General features: G+C 64.2%; 15 protein-coding genes. 9 read left to right on the top strand and 6 right to left on the bottom strand.

The features are described from left to right. The 4 genes from VNE62_01305 to VNE62_01290 form a co-directional block, all read left to right on the top strand. Positions 1-1,536, top strand: a 1,536-nt coding sequence (locus VNE62_01305; protein ID HVE90926.1) for a hypothetical protein, incomplete at its 5' end; no start/stop codon positions are given. A gap of 465 nt (positions 1,537-2,001) precedes the next feature. Next, the gene (locus VNE62_01300) at positions 2,002-2,697 is read left to right on the top strand and encodes a recombinase family protein (GenBank protein ID HVE90925.1); all 696 of its coding nucleotides are present in this window, start codon (positions 2,002-2,004) and stop codon (positions 2,695-2,697) included. A 153-nt stretch (positions 2,698-2,850) separates the two neighbouring features. Further along, positions 2,851-4,107, top strand: a complete 1,257-nt coding sequence (locus VNE62_01295) for a hypothetical protein (GenBank protein ID HVE90924.1) — start codon at positions 2,851-2,853, stop codon at positions 4,105-4,107. A 1,408-nt stretch (positions 4,108-5,515) separates the two neighbouring features. Then, positions 5,516-5,773: a helix-turn-helix transcriptional regulator gene (locus VNE62_01290; protein HVE90923.1), complete on the top strand. Its 258-nt coding sequence runs from the start codon at positions 5,516-5,518 to the stop codon at positions 5,771-5,773. A 122-nt stretch (positions 5,774-5,895) separates the two neighbouring features. Here the strand turns inward: VNE62_01290 and VNE62_01285 are convergent, their stop codons facing one another. Further along, positions 5,896-6,315, bottom strand: coding sequence for a hypothetical protein (locus VNE62_01285; protein ID HVE90922.1), 420 nt, complete (start codon positions 6,313-6,315; stop codon positions 5,896-5,898). A 102-nt stretch (positions 6,316-6,417) separates the two neighbouring features. Here VNE62_01285 and VNE62_01280 point away from each other — a divergent pair, with 102 nt between their 5' ends. Beyond that, complete coding sequence (locus tag VNE62_01280; protein ID HVE90921.1) at positions 6,418-7,326, top strand: RDD family protein; 909 nt, start codon at positions 6,418-6,420, stop codon at positions 7,324-7,326. Between the two features lie 1,188 nt (positions 7,327-8,514). On the opposite strand, the gene VNE62_01275 is transcribed toward VNE62_01280, so the two are convergent. Then, on the bottom strand, positions 8,515-10,566 hold the full coding sequence (locus VNE62_01275) for an AAA family ATPase (GenBank protein ID HVE90920.1): 2,052 nt from the start codon (positions 10,564-10,566) through the stop codon (positions 8,515-8,517). Then, positions 10,563-10,778: a helix-turn-helix domain-containing protein gene (locus VNE62_01270; protein ID HVE90919.1), complete on the bottom strand. Its 216-nt coding sequence runs from the start codon at positions 10,776-10,778 to the stop codon at positions 10,563-10,565. The genes VNE62_01275 and VNE62_01270 overlap by 4 nt, the downstream gene beginning before the upstream one ends. 1,115 nt (positions 10,779-11,893) lie before the next feature. Here VNE62_01270 and VNE62_01265 point away from each other — a divergent pair. Both VNE62_01265 and VNE62_01260 read left to right on the top strand, forming a co-directional pair. Continuing rightward, complete coding sequence (locus VNE62_01265; GenBank protein HVE90918.1) at positions 11,894-12,505, top strand: site-specific integrase; 612 nt, start codon at positions 11,894-11,896, stop codon at positions 12,503-12,505. Positions 12,506-12,947: 442 nt separating this feature from the next. Then, complete coding sequence (locus tag VNE62_01260) at positions 12,948-13,097, top strand: hypothetical protein (protein ID HVE90917.1); 150 nt, start codon at positions 12,948-12,950, stop codon at positions 13,095-13,097. 22 nt (positions 13,098-13,119) lie between these two features. Here VNE62_01260 and VNE62_01255 read toward each other — a convergent pair whose 3' ends face one another. After that, the gene (locus VNE62_01255) at positions 13,120-13,533 is read right to left on the bottom strand and encodes a hypothetical protein (protein ID HVE90916.1); all 414 of its coding nucleotides are present in this window, start codon (positions 13,531-13,533) and stop codon (positions 13,120-13,122) included. A 157-nt stretch (positions 13,534-13,690) separates the two neighbouring features. Further along, on the bottom strand, positions 13,691-15,457 hold the full coding sequence (locus VNE62_01250) for an amidase domain-containing protein (GenBank protein ID HVE90915.1): 1,767 nt from the start codon (positions 15,455-15,457) through the stop codon (positions 13,691-13,693). Here VNE62_01250 and VNE62_01245 point away from each other — a divergent pair. Together VNE62_01245 and VNE62_01240 are read left to right on the top strand one after the other, a co-directional pair. Beyond that, the gene (locus VNE62_01245) at positions 15,438-15,749 is read left to right on the top strand and encodes a hypothetical protein (GenBank protein HVE90914.1); all 312 of its coding nucleotides are present in this window, start codon (positions 15,438-15,440) and stop codon (positions 15,747-15,749) included. The genes VNE62_01250 and VNE62_01245 overlap by 20 nt on opposite strands. A 1,274-nt stretch (positions 15,750-17,023) precedes the next feature. Next, complete coding sequence (locus VNE62_01240) at positions 17,024-18,190, top strand: DUF3810 family protein (GenBank protein HVE90913.1); 1,167 nt, start codon at positions 17,024-17,026, stop codon at positions 18,188-18,190. On the opposite strand, the gene VNE62_01235 is transcribed toward VNE62_01240, so the two are convergent. Continuing rightward, positions 18,187-19,110, bottom strand: a complete 924-nt coding sequence (locus tag VNE62_01235; GenBank protein HVE90912.1) for a DNA-3-methyladenine glycosylase 2 family protein — start codon at positions 19,108-19,110, stop codon at positions 18,187-18,189. The genes VNE62_01240 and VNE62_01235 overlap by 4 nt on opposite strands. Positions 19,111-19,335: the final 225 nt, after the last annotated feature.

Here is a 19,335-nt window from a genome sequence, read left to right as displayed (position 1 = left end):
GAGGCCGGAGACCATGTAGATCAGTGGCTACGGGATCAGAATCTTCAGCCACGATCTGGCGCCCGGGCGCCGCGGATCAGGCTCGCGACCGAGCTGCGAACGCTCCGCTTCGGGGAGCACGTGGCCGAGAACGAGATCGAGTCGTTGAGCGACTACTTTGTGGAGACGTCGGCTTTCGACGATGTGCTGTCCGTGAGGAATACATTGTTCGTCGGCCGCAAAGGGACTGGTAAGACTGCGAACATGCTACAGGCCGCGGCGCGGTTGTCAGAGGATCCTCGGAATCTTACAGTGGTGATCAAGCCGGCGTCGTATGAATTCTCGAGTCTGGTGGCGCTCTTGAACCGCCTCCCAGTGAGCCTCCAGCACTACTTTGTTGAGGCGCTTTGGAAGTTCTTGCTCACGTCTGAGATCGCGAATCGCGTTGTGGAAGTAATCGAGGGGCGCGCGGCGGGTATCCCATACACGGAGGACGAGAAGGCTCTCTTGTCGCTTGTCGACAAAGTGGAGTTTGGTCTCCGCGGTGACTTCGGCGAACGTTTCGAGCGCACTCTCGGGGCGCTGGAGACTATGCCGAGCGATTCGGAAAGCGCAGGCCGGGACTTTCTTACCGAGGCGTTGCATGCGAAGGCAATCTCCGCACTACGGTCGCGGCTTGGGCCCGTCCTGAAGAGCCGGCACCGCGTTGCCGTTCTTATCGACAACCTCGACAAGGGATGGGAGCGGGGTAGCGATCTCGACATCCTGGCGAAGCTGTTGCTCGGTCTTCTCGGCGCAGTTGGGCGGGTCGCGGTCGACTTCTCTAAGGAGGACTATTGGCGAGAGCGGATCAATCTGACCGTGGCCACGTTTCTGAGAAGCGACATCTTCTCGAAGGTGTTGAGTCATGCGCGCGAACCCGACAAGATCCCCGCAACTGTGGTTTCTTGGAACGACCCTGAAGTTCTACTTCGCGTCCTGGAGGAGCGATTCCTCGCGGCGCGACCCGAAGACACCTCGCCTGATGAGCTGTGGGCCCGCTTCTTTTGCGAGAGCGTTGAGGGGGCTCCCACTCGGGACTTTCTTGCCGCACAGGTCCTTCATCGGCCTCGTGACCTCATCTATCTTTCGAACGCAGCCGTGAGAGCCGCCGTCGATCGGCGTCATGAGCGGATCGAGGCAGAAGACGTGATGGCGGGTCTGGCGGCGTATTCGCAGTTTGCGTTCGAGGCCCTGCTTGTTGAGAACGGGATCACGGTAGCGGAACTCCGCGATGTGCTCTATGAGTTCCTTGGAGAAGAGTCTGTTCTTACTCATGCGCAAGTTGAGGCTCTTGTCCAACGGGCTGGGATCACGGGAGAGAGTGTGCAGACCGTCATCGGCCGGCTGCTTGCGATTTCGTTCTTGGGGCTCGAAACCGCGCACGGCCGATTTGAGTACCCCGAAGTCGCCCAAGAGGCTGAACGCGCCAAGGTGTTAGCACGAAAAGTCAGTGAATCTTCCGAGGCAAGGTACTGTATTCACCCGGCCTTCAGGGCGTACTTGGAGGTCTCCTAGTTACCTTTCACCGCCGAAGTCGGGCCTTAGCCATACATCATCCCGCGGGAGCTGCGAAGGCTCAGTCTGTACCCACCAAGAGAAAGTTGAGGTCCGGTCCACCAGACCACTCCTCACGTGCTATGGCCTGACGGGCGGGGAGTACGGGGCTGTGTGGTCTCGCTGTGCCTGGGTCACACTCGCGCTTCTCCAGCGGGTGGCTGCTTCCCTTGGTTTCCTGCGTTAGTCCCAGGATTACACAGGCCCTGGAGGCTGCTGAGGGTCATTCGAGGCCGGCACGCCGTGGGATGGGTGGCGAACCTGGGGTTCCCGCGTGCCGCAGGGGCAGAGAGGATCACGCTGCAGCACCAACCGGCGGTCTGCCTCCACTCCGCGAGCCATAGCTGCGCCAGGTCGACCGCTCTTGAGTTGGCGAGTCTAGGCTGGCGGCCGTACATAAAACCCTCGATTTATGTACAATGACGCGTGAAGACTCCTGCCCGCTCCCGCCAGAGCGGGCCTGTCGCTGCAATCGGCTACGTCAGGGTCTCCACGGGTGACCAAGCGGATTCTGGGGCAGGGCTGGAGGCTCAACGTGCGGTCATCTCGGGTGAATGTCTTCGCCGCGGATGGGATCTCGAGTTTTGTGAGGATGCGGCCGCTAGCGCTAGAAGACTCTCGAGGCGCCCTGCCCTTGCGAAGGCTCTGGTTCAATTGGACAGCGGGGCCGCGGACGCGCTGGTTGTCTCGAAACTGGACAGGCTGAGCCGCTCGCTCCTTGACTTCGCGGGCCTCATGAGCAGGGCCCAGTCGAGGGGTTGGAACCTGGTCGCCCTCGATCTAGGCATCGACCTCGGCACGCCTGCCGGCGAATTCATGGCGAACGTCATGGCCTCAGCAGCCCAGTGGGAGCGAAGGATCATTGGGCAGAGAACCAAGGACGCCCTAGCCGTGAAGAGGGCGCAGGGAGTAAAGCTGGGTCGACCGCCGTCTATCCCCCCTGTGGTAGTGACCGCGATCAGCCAGCGTCGCGACTCAGGGCTATCGCTGAGGGCTATAGCGGACGAACTGAACGCTGAGGCAGTGGCCACAGGACACGGGGGCCGCCGATGGTATGCATCCACGGTCCGCCAGGTACTGAGAGCATCTCATCGAGAGCCCGCTGAACGTGGGGAGACCTGACGTATAGGTACTTGCCGCGGGAGGGTTGTCACCTGGCGGATCGATTCGAGCCTTTGGTGGTGGGCGTAGGGCTTTGAGGAGATCGCCAATCGCTCGAAGGTCGCGCTCGAGCCGGGCTCACGCAGATGTGCGGCAGGATAATCGGGCGGGCATATGGGCAAGCGAAAGACCCAAATTGATTTTGAGTGGCTCGCTGCGGAGGTGGCGGCCGCCAGACAGATTGATCCCCAGGGGGGCGTGTCCTTCGCTGGTTGGGCGCTGGAGGAGCTGCGCCTCGTCGCCATGACTGGTCTTCAGCTACCCGATGATGTGTCTGACGATGAGGCGCAGTCGATCGCCTGGAGCGGATTGAAGGCGGCGGCGGAGAAGCACGCCGATCTGACGGGGAAACGCCTAGACCGCGAACTCAAGCGCGCTGCGGCGGAGTTTCTCCGCAAACCACTAAATCCTTTTGTTCTATATACGACCGTCACCTTGTCGAGGGCTTCCAGAGTTAAGGGTGCGCGTTTGGATGGTGTAACCATCTCGTTGCAGCAAGTCATCCCTAGGCGGTTCGACCGGTCCTTTGTCAGTGGGTCCATGATGGCGCGGGACCTGGAGGATGACTCCCGGTTCCTGAAGGTGCGCGTTCGTGTGCAAGCTCGCACTCCCTCAAGCGCGGTCCGCTCCGCAATGTCCAGTCTTCACTTCCTCAGGGGCGCGTGGAACCTCAGCCTGAACCGCCCTCGATGGCGGGAGTGGGCAGTCGATCAAACCAAGCCCTTCAACAAGATTCGGCCCGGGCCGCTCCACACGTTGCACCACCTCTCAGGAAGGCCGGCTGCGCAGGCGTACTGGTACGAGCCATTCTTTCGACCTGACGTCCTCAGCCTCTCGGGCAGCAAGCTGGCTGGGGTGGAGAGGGAAACGGCGAGGATCCGCACGCTTGCCAGGGCTTCCTCATACGGGGCGGAGCTGCGGCGCGCTGTCAGCTGGTACTGCACCGCTCTTGACCTGCCCGACCCGCAGTTGGCCTTCTTGAAGCTCTGGGGCCTATTGGAATACCTGACAGACACATCCTTCATGCGCCACGAGGACACGATCGACCGCGTTCTATTCCTCTATCAGGATCCTGGGGTTGATAGACATGTGCTTCAGTTCCTCAAGGACCATCGGAATCGATCCGTGCATGCCGGCGCCGATGCAATTGATAGAGAGATGCTTGTCCTCCTCCACCGGTTTGCCGTGAGGCTTCTCCTCACGGCATTGCAGAGTGGAAGGGTCTTTCGCTCCCGCAAGGAGTTCGGCCAGTTCCTGGGCCTCCCGGGTGACGCGGACCAGTTGATGCGTCGGCTGGCGGTGCTCCGGGAAGCAATACGATTCCGTGGCGCAGGCAAGCACACTGGTGCGGCTTCAGCCCCAATTTCCTAGGCCAGGCCGGCGTCGCAGGACCACAGAAGCGGCTGTTCCGCGATCTGTGACCACACCCGTCCCTTTGAGCTACGTGCGGGCTTGGGGCCCGGCCTGCGACAAGGCCAAACCCGGGCAGTGCTTCGGTGCTTGACCGATCTCCTGAACTTTGCTCGGCGTCTCCGAGAGTGGAGTTCAACCGGCCTCTCGGAGTCGCTAGGCGTCCTGGTGGGTCTTGGCGGCGGCGCCTGCACCCGCAGCTGTGGCCCTCACGCCTCGCTGACTGTGAGAGCTCAACGTCCCGTCTCCGCTCTAGGATTTGAGCCCACGAGGCGCGTACCACCACTGAATCGTCTCTGATGAGATGTAGTGGTCGTGCCACCTGTACAGGTACGGCCTTTCCCGCGGCTCCTGCTTCAGGAGCCACACGGCCTCCTCAAATACCTCTGTGCGGCGCCGGAGGCCGATGCCTCGAGCGACCGCGGCCAGCCTGATGGGAACAGGATGATCTTGGGGGTGTCGGTTCTCGAGATACTTCAGAATCGCCCACGCCGTCCTGTAACGCGGGGCCATGAATGCGCTGGCATCGGTCTGGCCCCATAGCTTCCGAACCCAGTCCCTGAGCTCCTGAGGCTCTTCCGTCCACGCCTTGCCATTCGACGCGCCCTGGTTCGCGCGATCGCCTCGGCTTGGTCGGTCAGTCACTCCGGGTCCACCTGGCAGCCGTCTCATTAATCCATTCAGGGATCCCCGATCCCCAGCCCATGCCAAAGAAGGCAGCACCGACCGCTCCGCCTGTCAGGCCCAGCAAGAAAGCTGCCCCAGTGGTGACAAGGTCCTGGAAGCCAGCACCTCTCGCGAAGGCCGCTATAAAGCCTCCTGTCAGAGCTGTCGCAGTTACCCACTTGTTGTCCTCTGCCTTGACCCGCGCCCGGACGTGCTGGGACGAGGCGCTCGAGACGTGCGAACTGCAAAATGGGCACGAGTAGGGGCGGTCAGCCACGGGCCGGTCGGATACGGGCGGTGGCTTTGGTTCTACGGGCGCCCGACTGGTCTTTGCGTCAGGTTCGGGCCCCGGTCGCACTGCTTTAGGACTCGAATCGCTGGGCCTGGCTGTGAATTCGACCTGAGGCGAGGCCTTCGGCTGAGGGCGCGTAGACGAGCCCTTGCGCGCGTGGGGCCTGGGCTCCTTCAGCCCTTCCATCTCCAGGAGCCGGTCCCAGTCGTTGTCCAGCCTCCGGCGGTTCTTCTCCATCCACCCCGGGCCGTGCTTGGCCAGCAGCTCCGCTTCGAACTCTCTCCGGACCGAGTCCGGGTCCGAGAGCAGTCTCTCTTTGTACTGCTCAAAGGTCTCTTCCGGCACGTTGACCTCGATCGATGACCACTTTAGTGGGTAGACCACTATAGCGGGCGCCGCGAGAGTCGTCGGATGGCCACTGCGGGCACCGACGACCACGGGTCCCTAGCCGTCACGGTGGGGAAGGTCATCGCAGAAGAGCGCCGAAAGCAAGGTCTATCTCAGGAGGCGCTGGCTCACCGCAGCGGGCTCCATAGGAACCACATCGGGCTCGTAGAGCGGGGACAGAAGGGGCTGTCGGTGAAAGCCCTCTTTGCGATCTGCAGCACGATCGGCTTGAGGCCCTCAGAGATCCTGAGGCTGGTGGAGGAGTCTCAGACAAAGCTCTGAAGCGGCGACTCGGTGACTCCGGTCCGTCGTCACGCACAACGGTACCGACTGGGGGGGAGCTACACCCGCATGTCCGGTCGACGGTGAGGCTTGAGCTCCGGAGCCAGAAGCCAGCGCCCGGATCACCAGTTGTCGTCCTCCGGCTGTAGCGGGGGAGGCAGTTGCGGAGTCTGCCGCCTCTCGCGCATCGCCGCCTCCTCCTGGCGCTCACGAAGGACTCGGCGCAGCTCCTCGTCGAGGTCACGCGCCTGTGTGTCGACCTGCACGTTCACCTGAGTGGCTTGCACCCCAGCTCGTCCACTCGCTGACACCTCCAGCTGCCCGGTCATCCTCGCCTGGAGCTCGATGCAGCCGCGGGCCTCCCGCAGGGCAGCAACCGCGGCTCGTCGATCGCCTGCCTGCTCGGATTCCTCGATGAGCCTGATTGCCCGCTGCTCGAGCATGCGTGCGCTATCGAGCAGAGCCCCCGCCTCGGAAGCCAACTCCTGTTCAGCGACCAGCCGTAGCTTCGCTGACACGTGCGAGGCCGCGTGTCGCCGCATCGACGCCTCCGACAGTCCGTACTGCGTCGCAATGCGTCGATTGGACGCTTCAGGGGCTACAAGCAGTTGGTCGATAGCCGCCCTTTCAGCGTGACTGCACACATGGCATTTGGCTCCCATGCACCGAACGTACCGCTTCGGGTCGGATTGGGGAGGGGATTTCTGACGATGCTCCGGCTACGAGCCTCCTGCCCACTGCCTCGGGGACTTTGTAGTCTCGCTAGGACAGCACCGAGGAGGGCGCTCGTGGCAGTCCGGTTTTGCCCGCAATGCGGTTCTGGCGACCTCAGACCGCGTCAACGAGGCAAGTGCGCTCAGTGCGGTAAGCGATTCCAGCGGCCGGCAACGCAGGCGGCTTGGGCGCCCTGCCCCGACTGCGGGAACCCCCGTCACACGACAGGGCGGATCGCCCGGTGCGCAGCATGCCGTAACGACATTCCCGTTGAGGGCGTTCAATCGGCCACTGCTGCTGTCTCAGTTGCACGCGTCGTCGAGTGGTCCTCGCCTACGGAGGGAGGCCAGACGGGTTGGCCTGTGACCGGTCGAACATCCCCAGGACAAGAATTGGGTCTGCCACCGAGCGGACCGAACTCACTGGCAGATCCCGGTCAGCGACTGGCTGCACGGTTACTTGATGGGTTGATCGCGATTGCTGCGGCCCTGACGACGTTCCTCCCATTCTGGGTGCTCGACCGCCTTGTCACCTCGTACTGGGACGCATCAGGCGCGTTTGCGAGCGTGGGGATGCTTGTCAGCCTCGCCGTCTGGATCAGCTACGTCCCCTTCATGCACGCCACGCGCGGCCAGACATTCGGCAAGCGATTGTTGGGCACTCGTCTGGCCTCATTGGCCTCGGGAGAGAAACCTGGCTGGGGGACCGTCCTTCTCAGAGAGTTCCTCGGCCTCATCCCGTACTTCTCTGCCGTCGTCTACGCGTGGCTACTCTGGGACCGTAATCGGCAAGGTCTTCACGACAAGGCGGCGGACACTGTCGTCGTGCGGACAAGGTAACGGCGGCCTCGTTGTGGAAGCGATCCCTACTCGCGACCTCAAGAGCTCTGCCCGGGCCCATGGTCAGCAGCGGAGTTGCCCAACCTAGAAGGCCCTCTGGGAGGAACAGACGGTGGTAGGTAGCAGGCATACGGCTGGGTCTCCGCATGAAGACATAGCTTGGGTGGTCATCGTAGTCGTCCGACAGGCACCTACAGGTCGCGCGTGACTGAGCCTTCGGAGCGCACTGGCTTGCCGGGCTTCAGGACCGGCACGCTTTGGAAACAGGTGGTCGGGGGCTTGTATTACGCAGCCAGCGCGGCGCTAGTCCTAATCCTGACGTCTACGGAAGGAGCCTCATCCGCTGCTCCGTTACTCATTCTGTTGGCAATCGGTCCCGTCCTTCTGGCACTCGCAGGTGCGGGGTGGGGGGCCGGCAAGCTGGCCGGAGGCGGCGCGGTAGGTCTCTTGGCCTTTGTCGTGTCTCTCTCCGCAACAGGTGGATCCGCTCCGACCCCGACGGTGACCGCGGTCCCGTCCGTAAGGTCGAGAACGCCCTCACCTCCAGTGCGGCCGACGATGGAGTCACCAAGGCTGACGCCGGAGCGCACCCATGCGGCGCCCTCAGCAACGCCAGTCCCTATTGCGGCTGATTCGACAGGTGCTTCGACCGGACAACATCCAAGGCTGGGTGGCACCCGAGCGGACTTTCGTCGTGCTCTGGGCGACCCCGTACGGGGTCGGGACGAAATCTTCGAAGACTATGGGAGTTGCGGCAGGCAATTCCGGTTCTCCGTGCAATTCGATGGCAACAATGCTCATGGAATCATCTATCAGCGCTGTGGCAACAACCCCATCGACCCCTACGAAGCCTTTCTGCCGGCCGACGCCGGGCCGCGGAACGTCCTTCACGTCTCAGAATGGGACTCGCGCCATGCGCTACGAGAGCAGGTCGCTGGCAATGGCACTCAGCAAGGAGGCATTCGTGGACTGCGAGGGAGAGCCAGTTCCTGGAGGCACTCTTTCGGTGGCAGCGGATCGAACAGGTTGGGTGATGGATGCTGGGACGTGTGTGGAGATTTAGGTCCTGATGGCAGCTGGAGGTCGATGGTGGCGAAGTCCATTCTTCTTTAGGGATACAGCACCACCACCTGCTGACCTGCGGGTTTAGGTGGTGACTCCACCACCTTCTCTCGATGCTCCAGCCGCTCAATCATCCTGAGGAGAGGAGGTCGGCTTACCGGTCCAACGCAGGGGGTCAGTGGGGCCCTTGCCGCCGCTGACGTACCCCTCACGCTTGAGTTTTGCGAGAGCCTCTTTTGCCCGGTTCTCCGAAATTCCGAGCTGCTTCGCCAGTGCTGATCGATTTGGGAACACGTGTCCCGGCTGCAGTTTCGGGCTTGCCCACAGCAGAGCGTGTTCAAAGGCATCCAGGTGAATCGCGGCCGAGGATCCCTTTCCACGCTCCCAGGAATCCATCGACGGTTCAGGCCGCAGGGCCCCCGGAGAAAAGACGGGTACTCCGTCTACCTCAGCGAGCGTGTAGCTAAGCGGCCGGGCTGCAGCGGCGATGTTGGACTTACTGATTCCGAGCGCTCCCTCCCCCGTGTCTGCGTTGAAACTCATGCTGAGCACGTGGCGAGGGACCTGCGTGTAGGCCCCTGATCCAGTAGCTCTGTTCCTGACGCTCTGGCCAGCGCTCTTGTTCCAGTGGTGCACAAACAGGACGGTGGCTCCGGTCGTCTTCGCCAGACGAGTCAACCGCTCTAGCGTTGGTCGCACGTCCGCTTCGTTGTTATGACTGAAGTCTCGGGCGCCCTTTCGGGCGCGAATGAAGCTACGACCAGGGTCCAGCACGAGGATTTTGTACCCTCCCTCCTTCATCTGCTGTTCCAACCGAACGAATTCCTCGTCTTCTCCCGCCGAACCGTTGAACTGGACAAATTCGTCGAGGAAAGCAACTTCCGCGTGCGGCACAGGGACGTTCAGCATCTCTGCTGCAGCCGTGATTCGTTGCTTGATGTCATCTTGTGGATCGTCCTCGGCTGCTAGCCAGAGCACCGGGTCCGAGGATGCGAACTTAGCTGCTATGTAGGCGAGAAAGAGCCCCTTCCCGATTCCTCCCTCGCCGTCCAACATGACGAAGCGCCCCCTGGGTAGGTACGGCGCCCAGAGCCAGTCCGGAGGCTGAGAGTCCCCAAAGTCCCCAAGCAGCTTTATCCGAAGGGGCTGGAGACGTCCGTGGTTAGTCCGACCCGTTGATGGTGGTTGAAGAGTTTCTGGAAGAAGACCCGGCTCGCCCTCGGGGGATGCGGAGGGGACGGGGCCACTGGCTTCCCCGAGGGTGATCTCGCTGGCGCCGTTGCGCTCGTAGAGGTAGGCGCTTCTGATCGTGCGGTGTAGCTCAGGCTGGGCCAGCGGCGGCTGGTGGCTCTGGTTGATCGCCTCGGCCAGGAACATGGCGTACTGCAGCGGGACGCCTAGGTCGCGCATCCAACAGCCCCAGCGGAACATCGCGGCGTTGCGGCCGTTGAAGATCCCGTCGCCCCCGGCCGGGATCCCGCGCTCGATGTGGAGGATGAAGTCGGGGCGAGCGTCTTCAATCTCCATTCGCCGTTCCGCCGACTCGGCGCCGGACCACTCGGCACCCACCCACAGCTCCAGCCGCGCAAGGCTGGTCCTCTCGTTGATGGCCGTGGCGACCTGCACCGGCGCGGGCGGGTCGACCTTGTGGTTGAACGTGCCCGGCACCCGGAAGATGCGCGGCAGGTCGGCCGTCGTGTCGCAGGCGAACCGCTGGCTCATCGAGCGCATGATCGCCTGCGCCCGGGCCAGCTCGTCCTTCGTGGTGGCGGGCGAGTCCAGCAGCCAGTAGGCGTGCAGCCCGCGCCCGCTCTCGACCAGGACGCTCGGCTGGGTCTCCATCTTCGCCACCTGGTCGCGGCGCTGCTGGAGGTCGTAGCCCTTCCCCGCGTCGAGGTCGAGCCAGACGCAGTTGGCCCGGCTGATCGCCTGGGCGGTGCCCTGCTCCCCGTCGCGCGGGCAGATCCCGTAGTAGACATCGGCCCGGTCGCGCAGAGACAGCGCGTAGTCGGCGGCTTCCTGCGTGGCGGCGAAGAAGCGCCGAAGGATCCTGCCCCCGGGCTTCTCAAAGGCTCTGATCTCCACCGTCTGGCCCTGTGCGGGCGCGACGATCGTCCTGAGGAAGTCTTCGGCGGGGGTGGAGGACGCCCCTTCACTTGGTGGCCGCACGTGGCTCACCGGGCTCCCCCGGGCTTCGATGCCCTGGCCTGCCGTTCCCGCTCGGCGGGGGTAGTCCGCAGCCAGTCCTGCAGGACATCTGGGTCAAAACGGAGCAGAGCGGATCCGACCTTGATAGCCGGCAGGACACCTGTCTCCGCCCAGCGGTAGATCGTTGCGCGGTGGACGCCCAGCAGTTGGGCTACCTCGTCCACGGTGAGGAGCTGTTTCATCGAGCCTCCCGGACCCCGGTCACCAGCACCTCCGCTTAGAGGCACCAGTGCCGGGGTTTGGGTTGGGGTGGCCCGACGCCCTCGCGAGACGTGACGCTGCACGATCGCACCCATGCGTGCTGACTGCGACTCAACCGTACAGCGGGTTGCCGTCAGTCACTTCCCAAATTCGGACTCTCGGCCCGGACTGTCGGCAGACAGTCCTACGTTCTCGGCATGGACGGGCACTTCGGCACTCAGGGCTTCCAAATGCTCTGCGGGAACTGCGGCCGCAAAATTTGGTCCTGCACGGTGGAGGACCTAGACGGCGGCCTGTTTCTCCAAGAGGCCCGTGAATCGAGGGGCCGGTCGCCGGTCCCAATCCCCATTGTCCGCGGACCGATGCCGGAGGAGCTGGAGCTGTTCGGGCCCGTACGGCACCGGGGCAAATCCACTTCTGCCGCCGGATATGAACGACGGGAGCCCCGCAACCCCAAAGGGGGGCTTCCGGCATTCACTCATGATTTCCGGTGCGGGTGCGGTGCTGACATCCGAAGGAGCGACGTCAATCTTTCGGCAGCGCTGCAGGCCGCCTACGAGAAGCACACAGGACGACCAGGGTTCATTCCCGTGTGGTTGAACCCCTAGGGAGGGCTGCCGTGGGTTGGGTTAGGCGTCGAGGCAATGGCTGGACCGCCTGCTGGCGGGACGCCCATGGCCGACAGCACTCGAAGACCTTTCGAAGGAAAGACCTGGCCACGGCGCATGTTCGGCGTTGTGAGGCCCAGGTGGAGTCGGGGGAATTCATTGATCCCTCGGCCGGAAAGATGACGCTAGGGGAGTTCTGGAACCACTTCCAGGCTTGCTCGGGTCACCTGCGGCCTTCGACGCAACGGCAGTACGCGGTCCTGTGGCGGTGTCATCTGGAGCCGGTCCTCTCGACCCGTCCCCTGGCGAGCATCACGAGGCTGGACGTGCAGTCGTATATGCAAGCCTTGGATGCACGAGGCGTTGGTGCCCCCACAAGGGCCGCTGTGCTGCGTCTTCTGCGACGTCTATTGAACGCGGCTCTCGATGACGGCCGCATCTCACGAAACCCGAGCTCGCGGATAACTTCACCAGTGACGCCTTCGACCATGAGGTTCTGCGCGGCCGAGGAGGTCATGAGCCTGGCGAATTCGGCAGGGGAGTGGAGAGGATTCGTCCTGCTCGCCGCCTACGGGGGGTTGCGTATCGGAGAGGTATGCGGGCTGCAGCTTCGGGATGTGGACTTCCTCCGCAGGAGAGTGACCGTCAATCGCACGCTGAGTGAAGTGGGAGGGCGGCTTCTGGTTGGACCCCCAAAGGGCCGTTACAGCCGACGCTGCGTCAACCTCCCGAAGTTCGTCGTGGACGAGTTGGCCAGGGGCATCGACCCGGATGCTGATCCAGGTGACTTCCTTTTCCGATACAGGGGCAAGGAGGTCCGGCCATCCTGGTTTCGAAAGCGGGTCTGGCGCCCTGTCGTGGCAGCAGCGGGCCTTCAGGGATTGCGATTCCATGACCTGAGACACACCGCGGCCGCCCTCGCCATCGCCGCAGGAGCTCATCCGAAGGTCCTTCAGGAACGGCTTGGTCACCACTCGGCTGCCTTCACCCTGGATCGCTACGGACACCTGATCGACACGCTGGACCAGGAGCTGGCCGACAGGCTGGACAGGGGTGCGCAGGTGACGGCGAAAGTGACTTCCGATGGGAGGCATGCCTAAATCCTCAGACGGCTTCGGAAGATCCCTGCCCCTTGAGGTCTGGAGACCGAACGAATGGGTCCGGGCGTGGAAGGTGATCCGGGCGGGGGTTGGCAATCAAGCTTCTTCAGGGGCATCGAGGAGGAGGCTTCCTTGTCCTTGGACGGCCGGAAGTAGCCCAGCTCGCTGCACCGCCGCGACTGCATGAGGCTGGGACACTTTTGCCCCCTACGGAGTCACGAGCGCTGCTGATTCGCAACGTCTTGGCCTGGTCCTGCGGGTGAAGGTGCAGGTCGGCGCTCCTGCTCTTCACATATGGAAAGACCCGGCGAGGTGTCCTCACCGAGTCTTGGACACTCGCACTGCCCGAACTGCGAGCCAGTAAATCACACGGGTGTGACTCCTGCAACCTTCTGGTTGGCGCTAACTGTTGACGCTGTCACTAGTACCTGGCCAATATCTGTTGACACCGATCAACGAAAGGCGCAACATGAACATCCGCGAGATCGCCAAGGAAGCCCGGAACCAGGGCTGGACCGTGGATGAAACCAAGACGGGCCACCTGCGCTTCACTCCCCCGGACGGATTCGTCGAGATCGCGCTCGAGCGCTAGGACAGGGCGCCTTCGCATCTGCTCACGGACCCGGCTGCTTCTTCCACTTCACCTCGCGCCCCCCGCTGTCCAGGAAGATGACCTCTATAGGACCATCATGGTCTTGCGCGGGAACCAGAGCCGTGAAATATAGGTAGGAAAGCTTCGGAACCCGTCGCAAGGGGTACGGGCCCAGGCCCTTGCTGCCGAATCGAAACACAAGCTCCCGAGCCCCAGCAGGGCCCGGGCCGTAGACCAGCCACTCGTTGCTGGAGAGTGACGTAACCCCCGGGTCGTAGCGCCTCTGGTGCGGGCTCATGTTCGGCGCCAACTCGTCGAATCCACAGGCACTGCTAATCCTGTCGCCGCGAGCATCGGTGACCTCCATGCAGAGCGTCGTCCTCCCTCCTGCCTCGGTCACTTCGGAGGCTGTCACGCCCACAGTCTCGCCACCCACGCGCACAGAGTCCACAACAGCACGCGCGCTTTGCGTGACCTGAGGGGACGGCCGTGACTGAGGCCCATTAGCTCCCTCCCAAACGATTAACACGAGCGGGGTGACAAGCACTCCCGCGCTCAAGACTCCCGCAGCCGCAGACACCCACTTGGCGCGTCTACTGAGTGGACCGGAATTCTTCAGCGAGATGCCATCCATAATAGTGACCATCCTTTGGAAGCTCTGTGCGCTTCTTCGCAGCTCGATCATTCGTATGCTGTGAGAGCAACTTGATTCCTGGCTCGCTCGGGTCTGTCCCTACCACAATCATCGAATGATCGACAGAGCTATCCCTATCCCAGTCCGCGAACACGACGTCTCCATCCCTGAGATCGGACCAGTATTTCACCAGGCGACCGCGACGGGAATGGTGGAAGTAGGTGAACAAGTGCGTAGTGGACGTCCAGGTGCGCGACTGGCTTCTCCCCGGTTGGAAGTTATACCACCAGGCGCCGGTGCTATATTTGTGCCCGAACTCCATTGTCCAACCGCCTGCGAAGAGCGCCTGGGAAACGAAGTTGTTACAGTCAGTGGGATCGAAATTCCGATATGCAGGGTTATAGTTGCCAGCACCCTCGCCGTGATATGCGGCGGCGTACTCCACCATCTTTTGTCGATTAATCTTCCGACGAGAGCCGCACCACACGCACCATATCTGGGGATTGGCCGATGAAGTCATGGGGAACTGTATGTCAGGCAGGAGCAGCAGGGGGTCTTGCCTCGCAAGTTCCTCGGCTTCATCAGGCAAGACCTCTCCGACGGGGTCGCTGTCGCTCATCGAGTCGGCAGGGTTCGCGGGAATTGGCGCCCAACCGTTGTCGTGTTCGTTCTCGTCGGGCATCTGCTGGGCGGCAGAAACCATCTCCCAGCTGCTGGACGGGATATAGGCAAAGGAGAAGGTGTAGGAGAGCGCCTTCTCCACTGTCTCCGACCTTCCTGTCATGCTCGAAGTGATGCGGTAGGCCTCGTAGACTTGCATACGCACATCCGTCTGCTCGGCAGTACCCACAACCGATGTGTCAAGGACGTCCCAGTAGAACTCGTCGACAAAGAAGCTCCCGCCCGCCAACTCATCATGAAGCGCTCGAAGATTGGGGACGTGCCCGGTTAGAACTCGCGAGTAGGTCTTGGCAGGAGTGCCAGCGGTCACTGAGTCAAAGACGACGGAGTCTGCCGCTGTTAGCAGCTCGTTCTTCAGAGCCAGAAAACCAACCGCCGCTCGGATCAGCTCCGCTTCTACGGCCCGAGTGGTGGCGGGAGCGGCCTCTCCAGAGACGGCCCCCACGGTCCCTGAGGCCGGACCGAGCGCGGATGCCGCGATCCCTCCGCCCGCGCTGCCGGTTCCGCTAAGACCAAGAAGCCCCCCGAATGACGATCCAGACCCGCTGACCGCGATCGTGCCGTTGGCGTTTCCCGTGCCGCTCGCAGCCACCGTCCCATTCGCGTCGCCCGTCCCACTTACCGCCACGGGTCCCCATGTGCTGCGGGTCGCGCTGACGAACACCAGCGGGCACGACGCCAGCACGAGGCTCCCGCCTACCCAGGCGCATGTCCCGCCTTCGTTGGGCTCTCCGACCTCCACCCCCGTCTCACGGGCAATCGCGTGGGCGCCGTTGAAGTACAGCGCTGCATCTGCGGTGTTTCCAGGACTTGGCCCCCAGGGGTCTCGGATGGCGCTGTCCGCGCCGAAGTCGCAATGCACCTTCACGACGGCGTTGGAGTCGGGCAGGCACTGAAACGACAATCCGCCCTGGCCGTTGTCGGTGGCAACCGCGATCACGCCGCCCGAAGCTTCCGGCTGCTCGCCTGACGTATTGGTGGCGTAGCAGAACAGGTACTGGTTGGGGCCGCTGTTCTCAAAGCCGATGCGGGCAGGGCTGTTCATGACCGGATACTCGTTGGGCGAGGCGTTGTCGCTGCAGAACCCGGAGGCCCCCCCGGGGGGCCCGGACCTGAGCGGATCAAGGGTCGTGCCTCCTACCGAGGCCTGCGTGCCGGTGACGGCAGCGCTTGCGTTGTCGCACTTCACCGCTGATGCAGCGTCGGACAAGCACCCGATCGACACCCCTTCGGGGCCCGCGTTGAACGAGATCAACGTTCCGACGACGTCGGTGTCAGGGCTGCCGTTGGGGGTGCTGCTGAAGCAGACGAAGAAGCGGCCGGGGCCGAAGTCCTGAAAGCCGACGGTGATCGGGTCGTTCGCCAGGGGAAGCTCGTTGCCTCCGTCCGAGCACCACTGGCTCGGCCCCTGCCCTGCCGCGGCGGGAGACGCCGGAAGGGCCACCACTAGGGTGGAAGCCATTGCTGCAGATACGAAAAGGGCGAGCAGGCGCAAGTAGTTCCTCTTCAAGTGGGTCCCTTCGGAGTGAGCGCGAGTAGTGCCGTTAGTTGGTCTAACGCGATAGACGTCCGGCGAGGTATGGCTGTCCCAGAGAGAGGGTTTAGCCGAGCGGCGGCTGGCAGGAGGTGCTCGGCAACCGGCTCGGCGGTTGATGCGACTGGGCTGAACTGGACCCTGAGTGGCGTAGGGCCGTGCTGTAGGCCGTAGGAAGTCCTCGTAGATCAGCCCGAACGCGTCACCCGAGAGCATTCGGCAGCGGGGTTGGAGCGGATCGTGACTCCGCGACCCTACCGACGCCGCTGACTATTGACCGCACGCAGCTTCGATCTTCGACCCAAGAGGGCAGCTATCGGTTCAGCCCGCGAGCGCGACACTGGAGTCTGCCGGTCTGAATCCGTGACAACCAGGCGGAGTGACGCCTACCGATGCTCCGGGGACCGCACCCCCATTGGCGACCCCTGTTTTCGGTACTTCGGCGGTGGCAGCGACCTTGCGCCTAGTCTCGAGCGCCCAGACCGCGATGGCGGTGTGTCTTCTGACGTTCCATTCCCAAGGCTGTGCCTCCCATCCCAGCTGCCGCTCGATCCCCGTGTTCTCCCTCCACGGTTGATGTCTTCGCGAAGCACGCGGGGGCCGACCGTCGGCCGGTGACCGTGCTAGGCGGGGGGGGAGAACCTGTGGGAGGCAATGCGCTCGGACCTGATGGCTCTGGAGGTGGACGCTCATCGAGTGGTGGGGATGCCTTGCGGTGGAGCTCGCGAAGATTCGCTCTGCGACACTCGTCGTCAGATCCCTGGACATTCATAGGTGACGAGCCTTCCGGGCTAGCTCTGTTGAAGTACTCGACCCGGAGCTCGCCGGCTGTACAGCCTGGCGCCGGTGGGGGGAAGGCCAGATTGAGGGGGGGTATGCCGATTTCCGAGGCCTTGCCCGCGCGAGGTCGGCGAGCGCCGCTGAACATTTGCTGTCACAGGGCCTTGTTACAACGCATAATCGCAGGTCACCGAGGTTTAGAGTGTTAATCCGTAGGTTGCGGGTTCGAGTCCCGCCCCCGGAGCCCATCCAAGGCCGGCACCGGCTGATCCATGACCGGCCGGCCACTCAGGTCCAGTGACCGGCACGGACGCATCTCCAGGGGTCCACGGGTCCGAACGGCGTCTGCTTCGAGTCAAGGTTCCGCGCCCGCTTCACCTCGGCATCTGGCTGGGCCTCCTGGGGCTTTTGGCGCTGACGGGGGCCAGGCGGGTCCCGCATCTCGTCGAGTCGGCGTACTCCGGGGGTGTGTATCCCGCCTTGGCGGGAGCCGTGGCCTCCGTGACCGGCGTCATTCCGTTCAGTGTCGGCGACACCGGCCAGGTCCTTGCCCTGCCGGCCGCCGTCGCGGTGGGCCGGCGGGCGTGGAAGCGGGCCAGGGACGCCGGCGGGCTCCGCAGACGCGCGGCGGTGTCGGTGCTTGCGGCCGTTCTCGCTTTGATGGGGTGGATCTGGGCCTGTGCGCTGCCTCTGTACGCGCTCAACTACGCACGACCGGCCCCCGAGGTGCTGTTCGGTCTGGGCGGCCGGGACATCCCCCCGCAGCGCATCGACGAGATCGTCGCGATGATCGGCTCCCGTACCGGCCGCCTCCGGGCCCAGCTCCCCGAGGACGGCAAAGGCATCGTCCGGATGCCGAAGGACCTGCGGCCCCTGGACCGCCACCTGGCGCAGGCGCAGGCCCGTGCGTTGAATCGAGCCGGCGTGGCCGCCGTCACCACCGGGCGCACCAAGACGTCCGGCGCGGGAGTGGTACTGCAACGTTGGGGGATCTCCGGCCTGTACTCGCCGTTGACCGCCGAGCCGACGGTGGTCCGTCCTGAGCCGCCCGGGCTGCTCCCGTCCATAGCCGCCCACGAGCGCGCGCACCTCGCGGGTTTCGCGGCGGAGGACGACGCCAGCTTCGTCGGGATCCTGACGGCCTGGGTGTCGCAGCGGCCGGAGGTGCGGTACTCAGGCTGGCTGGATCTCTGGCTGGAGTTCGGCCGCGACTCCTCGTCGCTGCACCCGGGCGTCCTGCGCGACCACGTCGCGATCTCGGCGCACTACAGGCGGACCGTCAAGCGCGAGGCGGTCGCGCACCGGGCGGTCTATGACACGTACCTCAAGGGGATCGGGGAGCCGCTGGGAATCGACAGCTACGACAGGGTCGCCGCCCTGGCGATCCTGTACATCGACAGGCACGGGATGCCGCCGGACCCCCTGGACCCGGCTGCAGGCCCTACGGGTCCCGAGCAGCCCTAGAACTGCCGGAAGTCCCGGAGCCGTGCCTTGGGGGCCCTTCTCGGGGGCCGCGGGCCGCCGAGCATGATGAGGTTCGCCGCGCGAGCCGAATGCGGCCGGAAGGGCTCGAGCAGCTCCAGCATCGCGTCGTCGTCGCCTCCCCGGCGTCCCGTCAGCGCGTACACGACCACCGGCCCGACGTGGTAGTCCCCGACGCTAACTGCGTCGGCGTCGCCCCAGCACACCCGTGCCACCTCGGCCGACGTCCACGGGCCGACGCCGGAAAAGGCCTCCAGACGCCCCCGCGCCTGCGGCTTCGGCATGATCGCCGCTTCTTCAACCCGACGGCTGCGAGCGGCGAGGCTGCGGATAACGTCGGCTCTCCTGCGCTCGACGCCGTGGCGGTGGAAGGCCCAGTAGGGCTGGGCCCCCAGCATCTCCGGGCTCGGCATCAGCTTGAGCTCGCCCGGTCCCGGAGCCGGGTCTCCCCACGCCATGACCATGCGCCGCCACGCGGCATGCGCTTCGTGCGACGTCACCTTCTGTTCGATGACGGCAGGTACGGCTGCCTCCAGGACGCGCCCGCTCGAGATCATCCGCATCCCCTCCATACGGCGGTGCAGCTCATGCACCAGCGGGTGGGCGCGGGGGTTCCACCCGCCGAGGTCGTCCCGGGCCCCCACGAGCGCGGGAGCCGAGTCCAGAGCCTCCGCCGCTCCCGGCCCCCAGGCCCGGACGTCCACCTCCGAGCCGCGCTGGCTTAGGTGCATCGTGGCCGGTCCGGACTGCATCCTCGTGGCGCGCCACACTCCGGACGAGTCCAGCCGGATGGTCGGATCGCCCGGCCCGTGCCTCAGCGCGGACAGCGAGAGCCGCAGGTCCAGAGGCAGAGACACACGGACTGACGTCTGCAGCGCGCAGTCGCCGGCGAGCGTGGTCATGCGCGAAGGCTAGCAGCGGCCCCGGACCGCCCTGGCCGGCTGCGGGCTCAGGCGGCTCCGCGCCTGCTCTTTCGTTTCTGAGCCGCGGCCCGGCGCTTGAGGAGGGCCAGCACGGCGGCCTCCTCGGGGCGAAGTCCGTAGGGGGAGGACCTGTGGCCCTTGGACAGCGTGTCCCACAACTCGATGAGGGAGCCGTCCGTGTAGGCGTCGATGACCTCCGGGTGC

Source organism: Actinomycetota bacterium (genome assembly GCA_035536535.1).
GTDB lineage: Bacteria > Actinomycetota > JAICYB01 > JAICYB01 > JAICYB01 > DATLNZ01.
This window is presented reverse-complemented; position numbering and strand designations above follow the sequence as displayed.

Excerpts from the sequence above, each read along its gene's own strand:
- VNE62_01250 (HVE90915.1), bottom strand. The coding sequence starts at position 15,457 with ATGAACAGCCCTGCCCGCATCGGCTTTGAGAACAGCGGCCCCAACCAG.
- VNE62_01280 (HVE90921.1), top strand. The coding sequence starts at position 6,418 with ATGGCATTTGGCTCCCATGCACCGAACGTACCGCTTCGGGTCGGATTG.
- VNE62_01265 (HVE90918.1), top strand. The coding sequence starts at position 11,894 with ATGAGGTTCTGCGCGGCCGAGGAGGTCATGAGCCTGGCGAATTCGGCA.
- VNE62_01245 (HVE90914.1), top strand. The coding sequence starts at position 15,438 with ATGCGGGCAGGGCTGTTCATGACCGGATACTCGTTGGGCGAGGCGTTG.
- VNE62_01295 (HVE90924.1), top strand. The coding sequence starts at position 2,851 with ATGGGCAAGCGAAAGACCCAAATTGATTTTGAGTGGCTCGCTGCGGAG.
- VNE62_01270 (HVE90919.1), bottom strand. The coding sequence starts at position 10,778 with ATGAAACAGCTCCTCACCGTGGACGAGGTAGCCCAACTGCTGGGCGTC.
- VNE62_01290 (HVE90923.1), top strand. The coding sequence starts at position 5,516 with ATGGCCACTGCGGGCACCGACGACCACGGGTCCCTAGCCGTCACGGTG.
- VNE62_01285 (HVE90922.1), bottom strand. The coding sequence starts at position 6,315 with ATGCGGCGACACGCGGCCTCGCACGTGTCAGCGAAGCTACGGCTGGTC.
- VNE62_01235 (HVE90912.1), bottom strand. The coding sequence starts at position 19,110 with ATGACCACGCTCGCCGGCGACTGCGCGCTGCAGACGTCAGTCCGTGTG.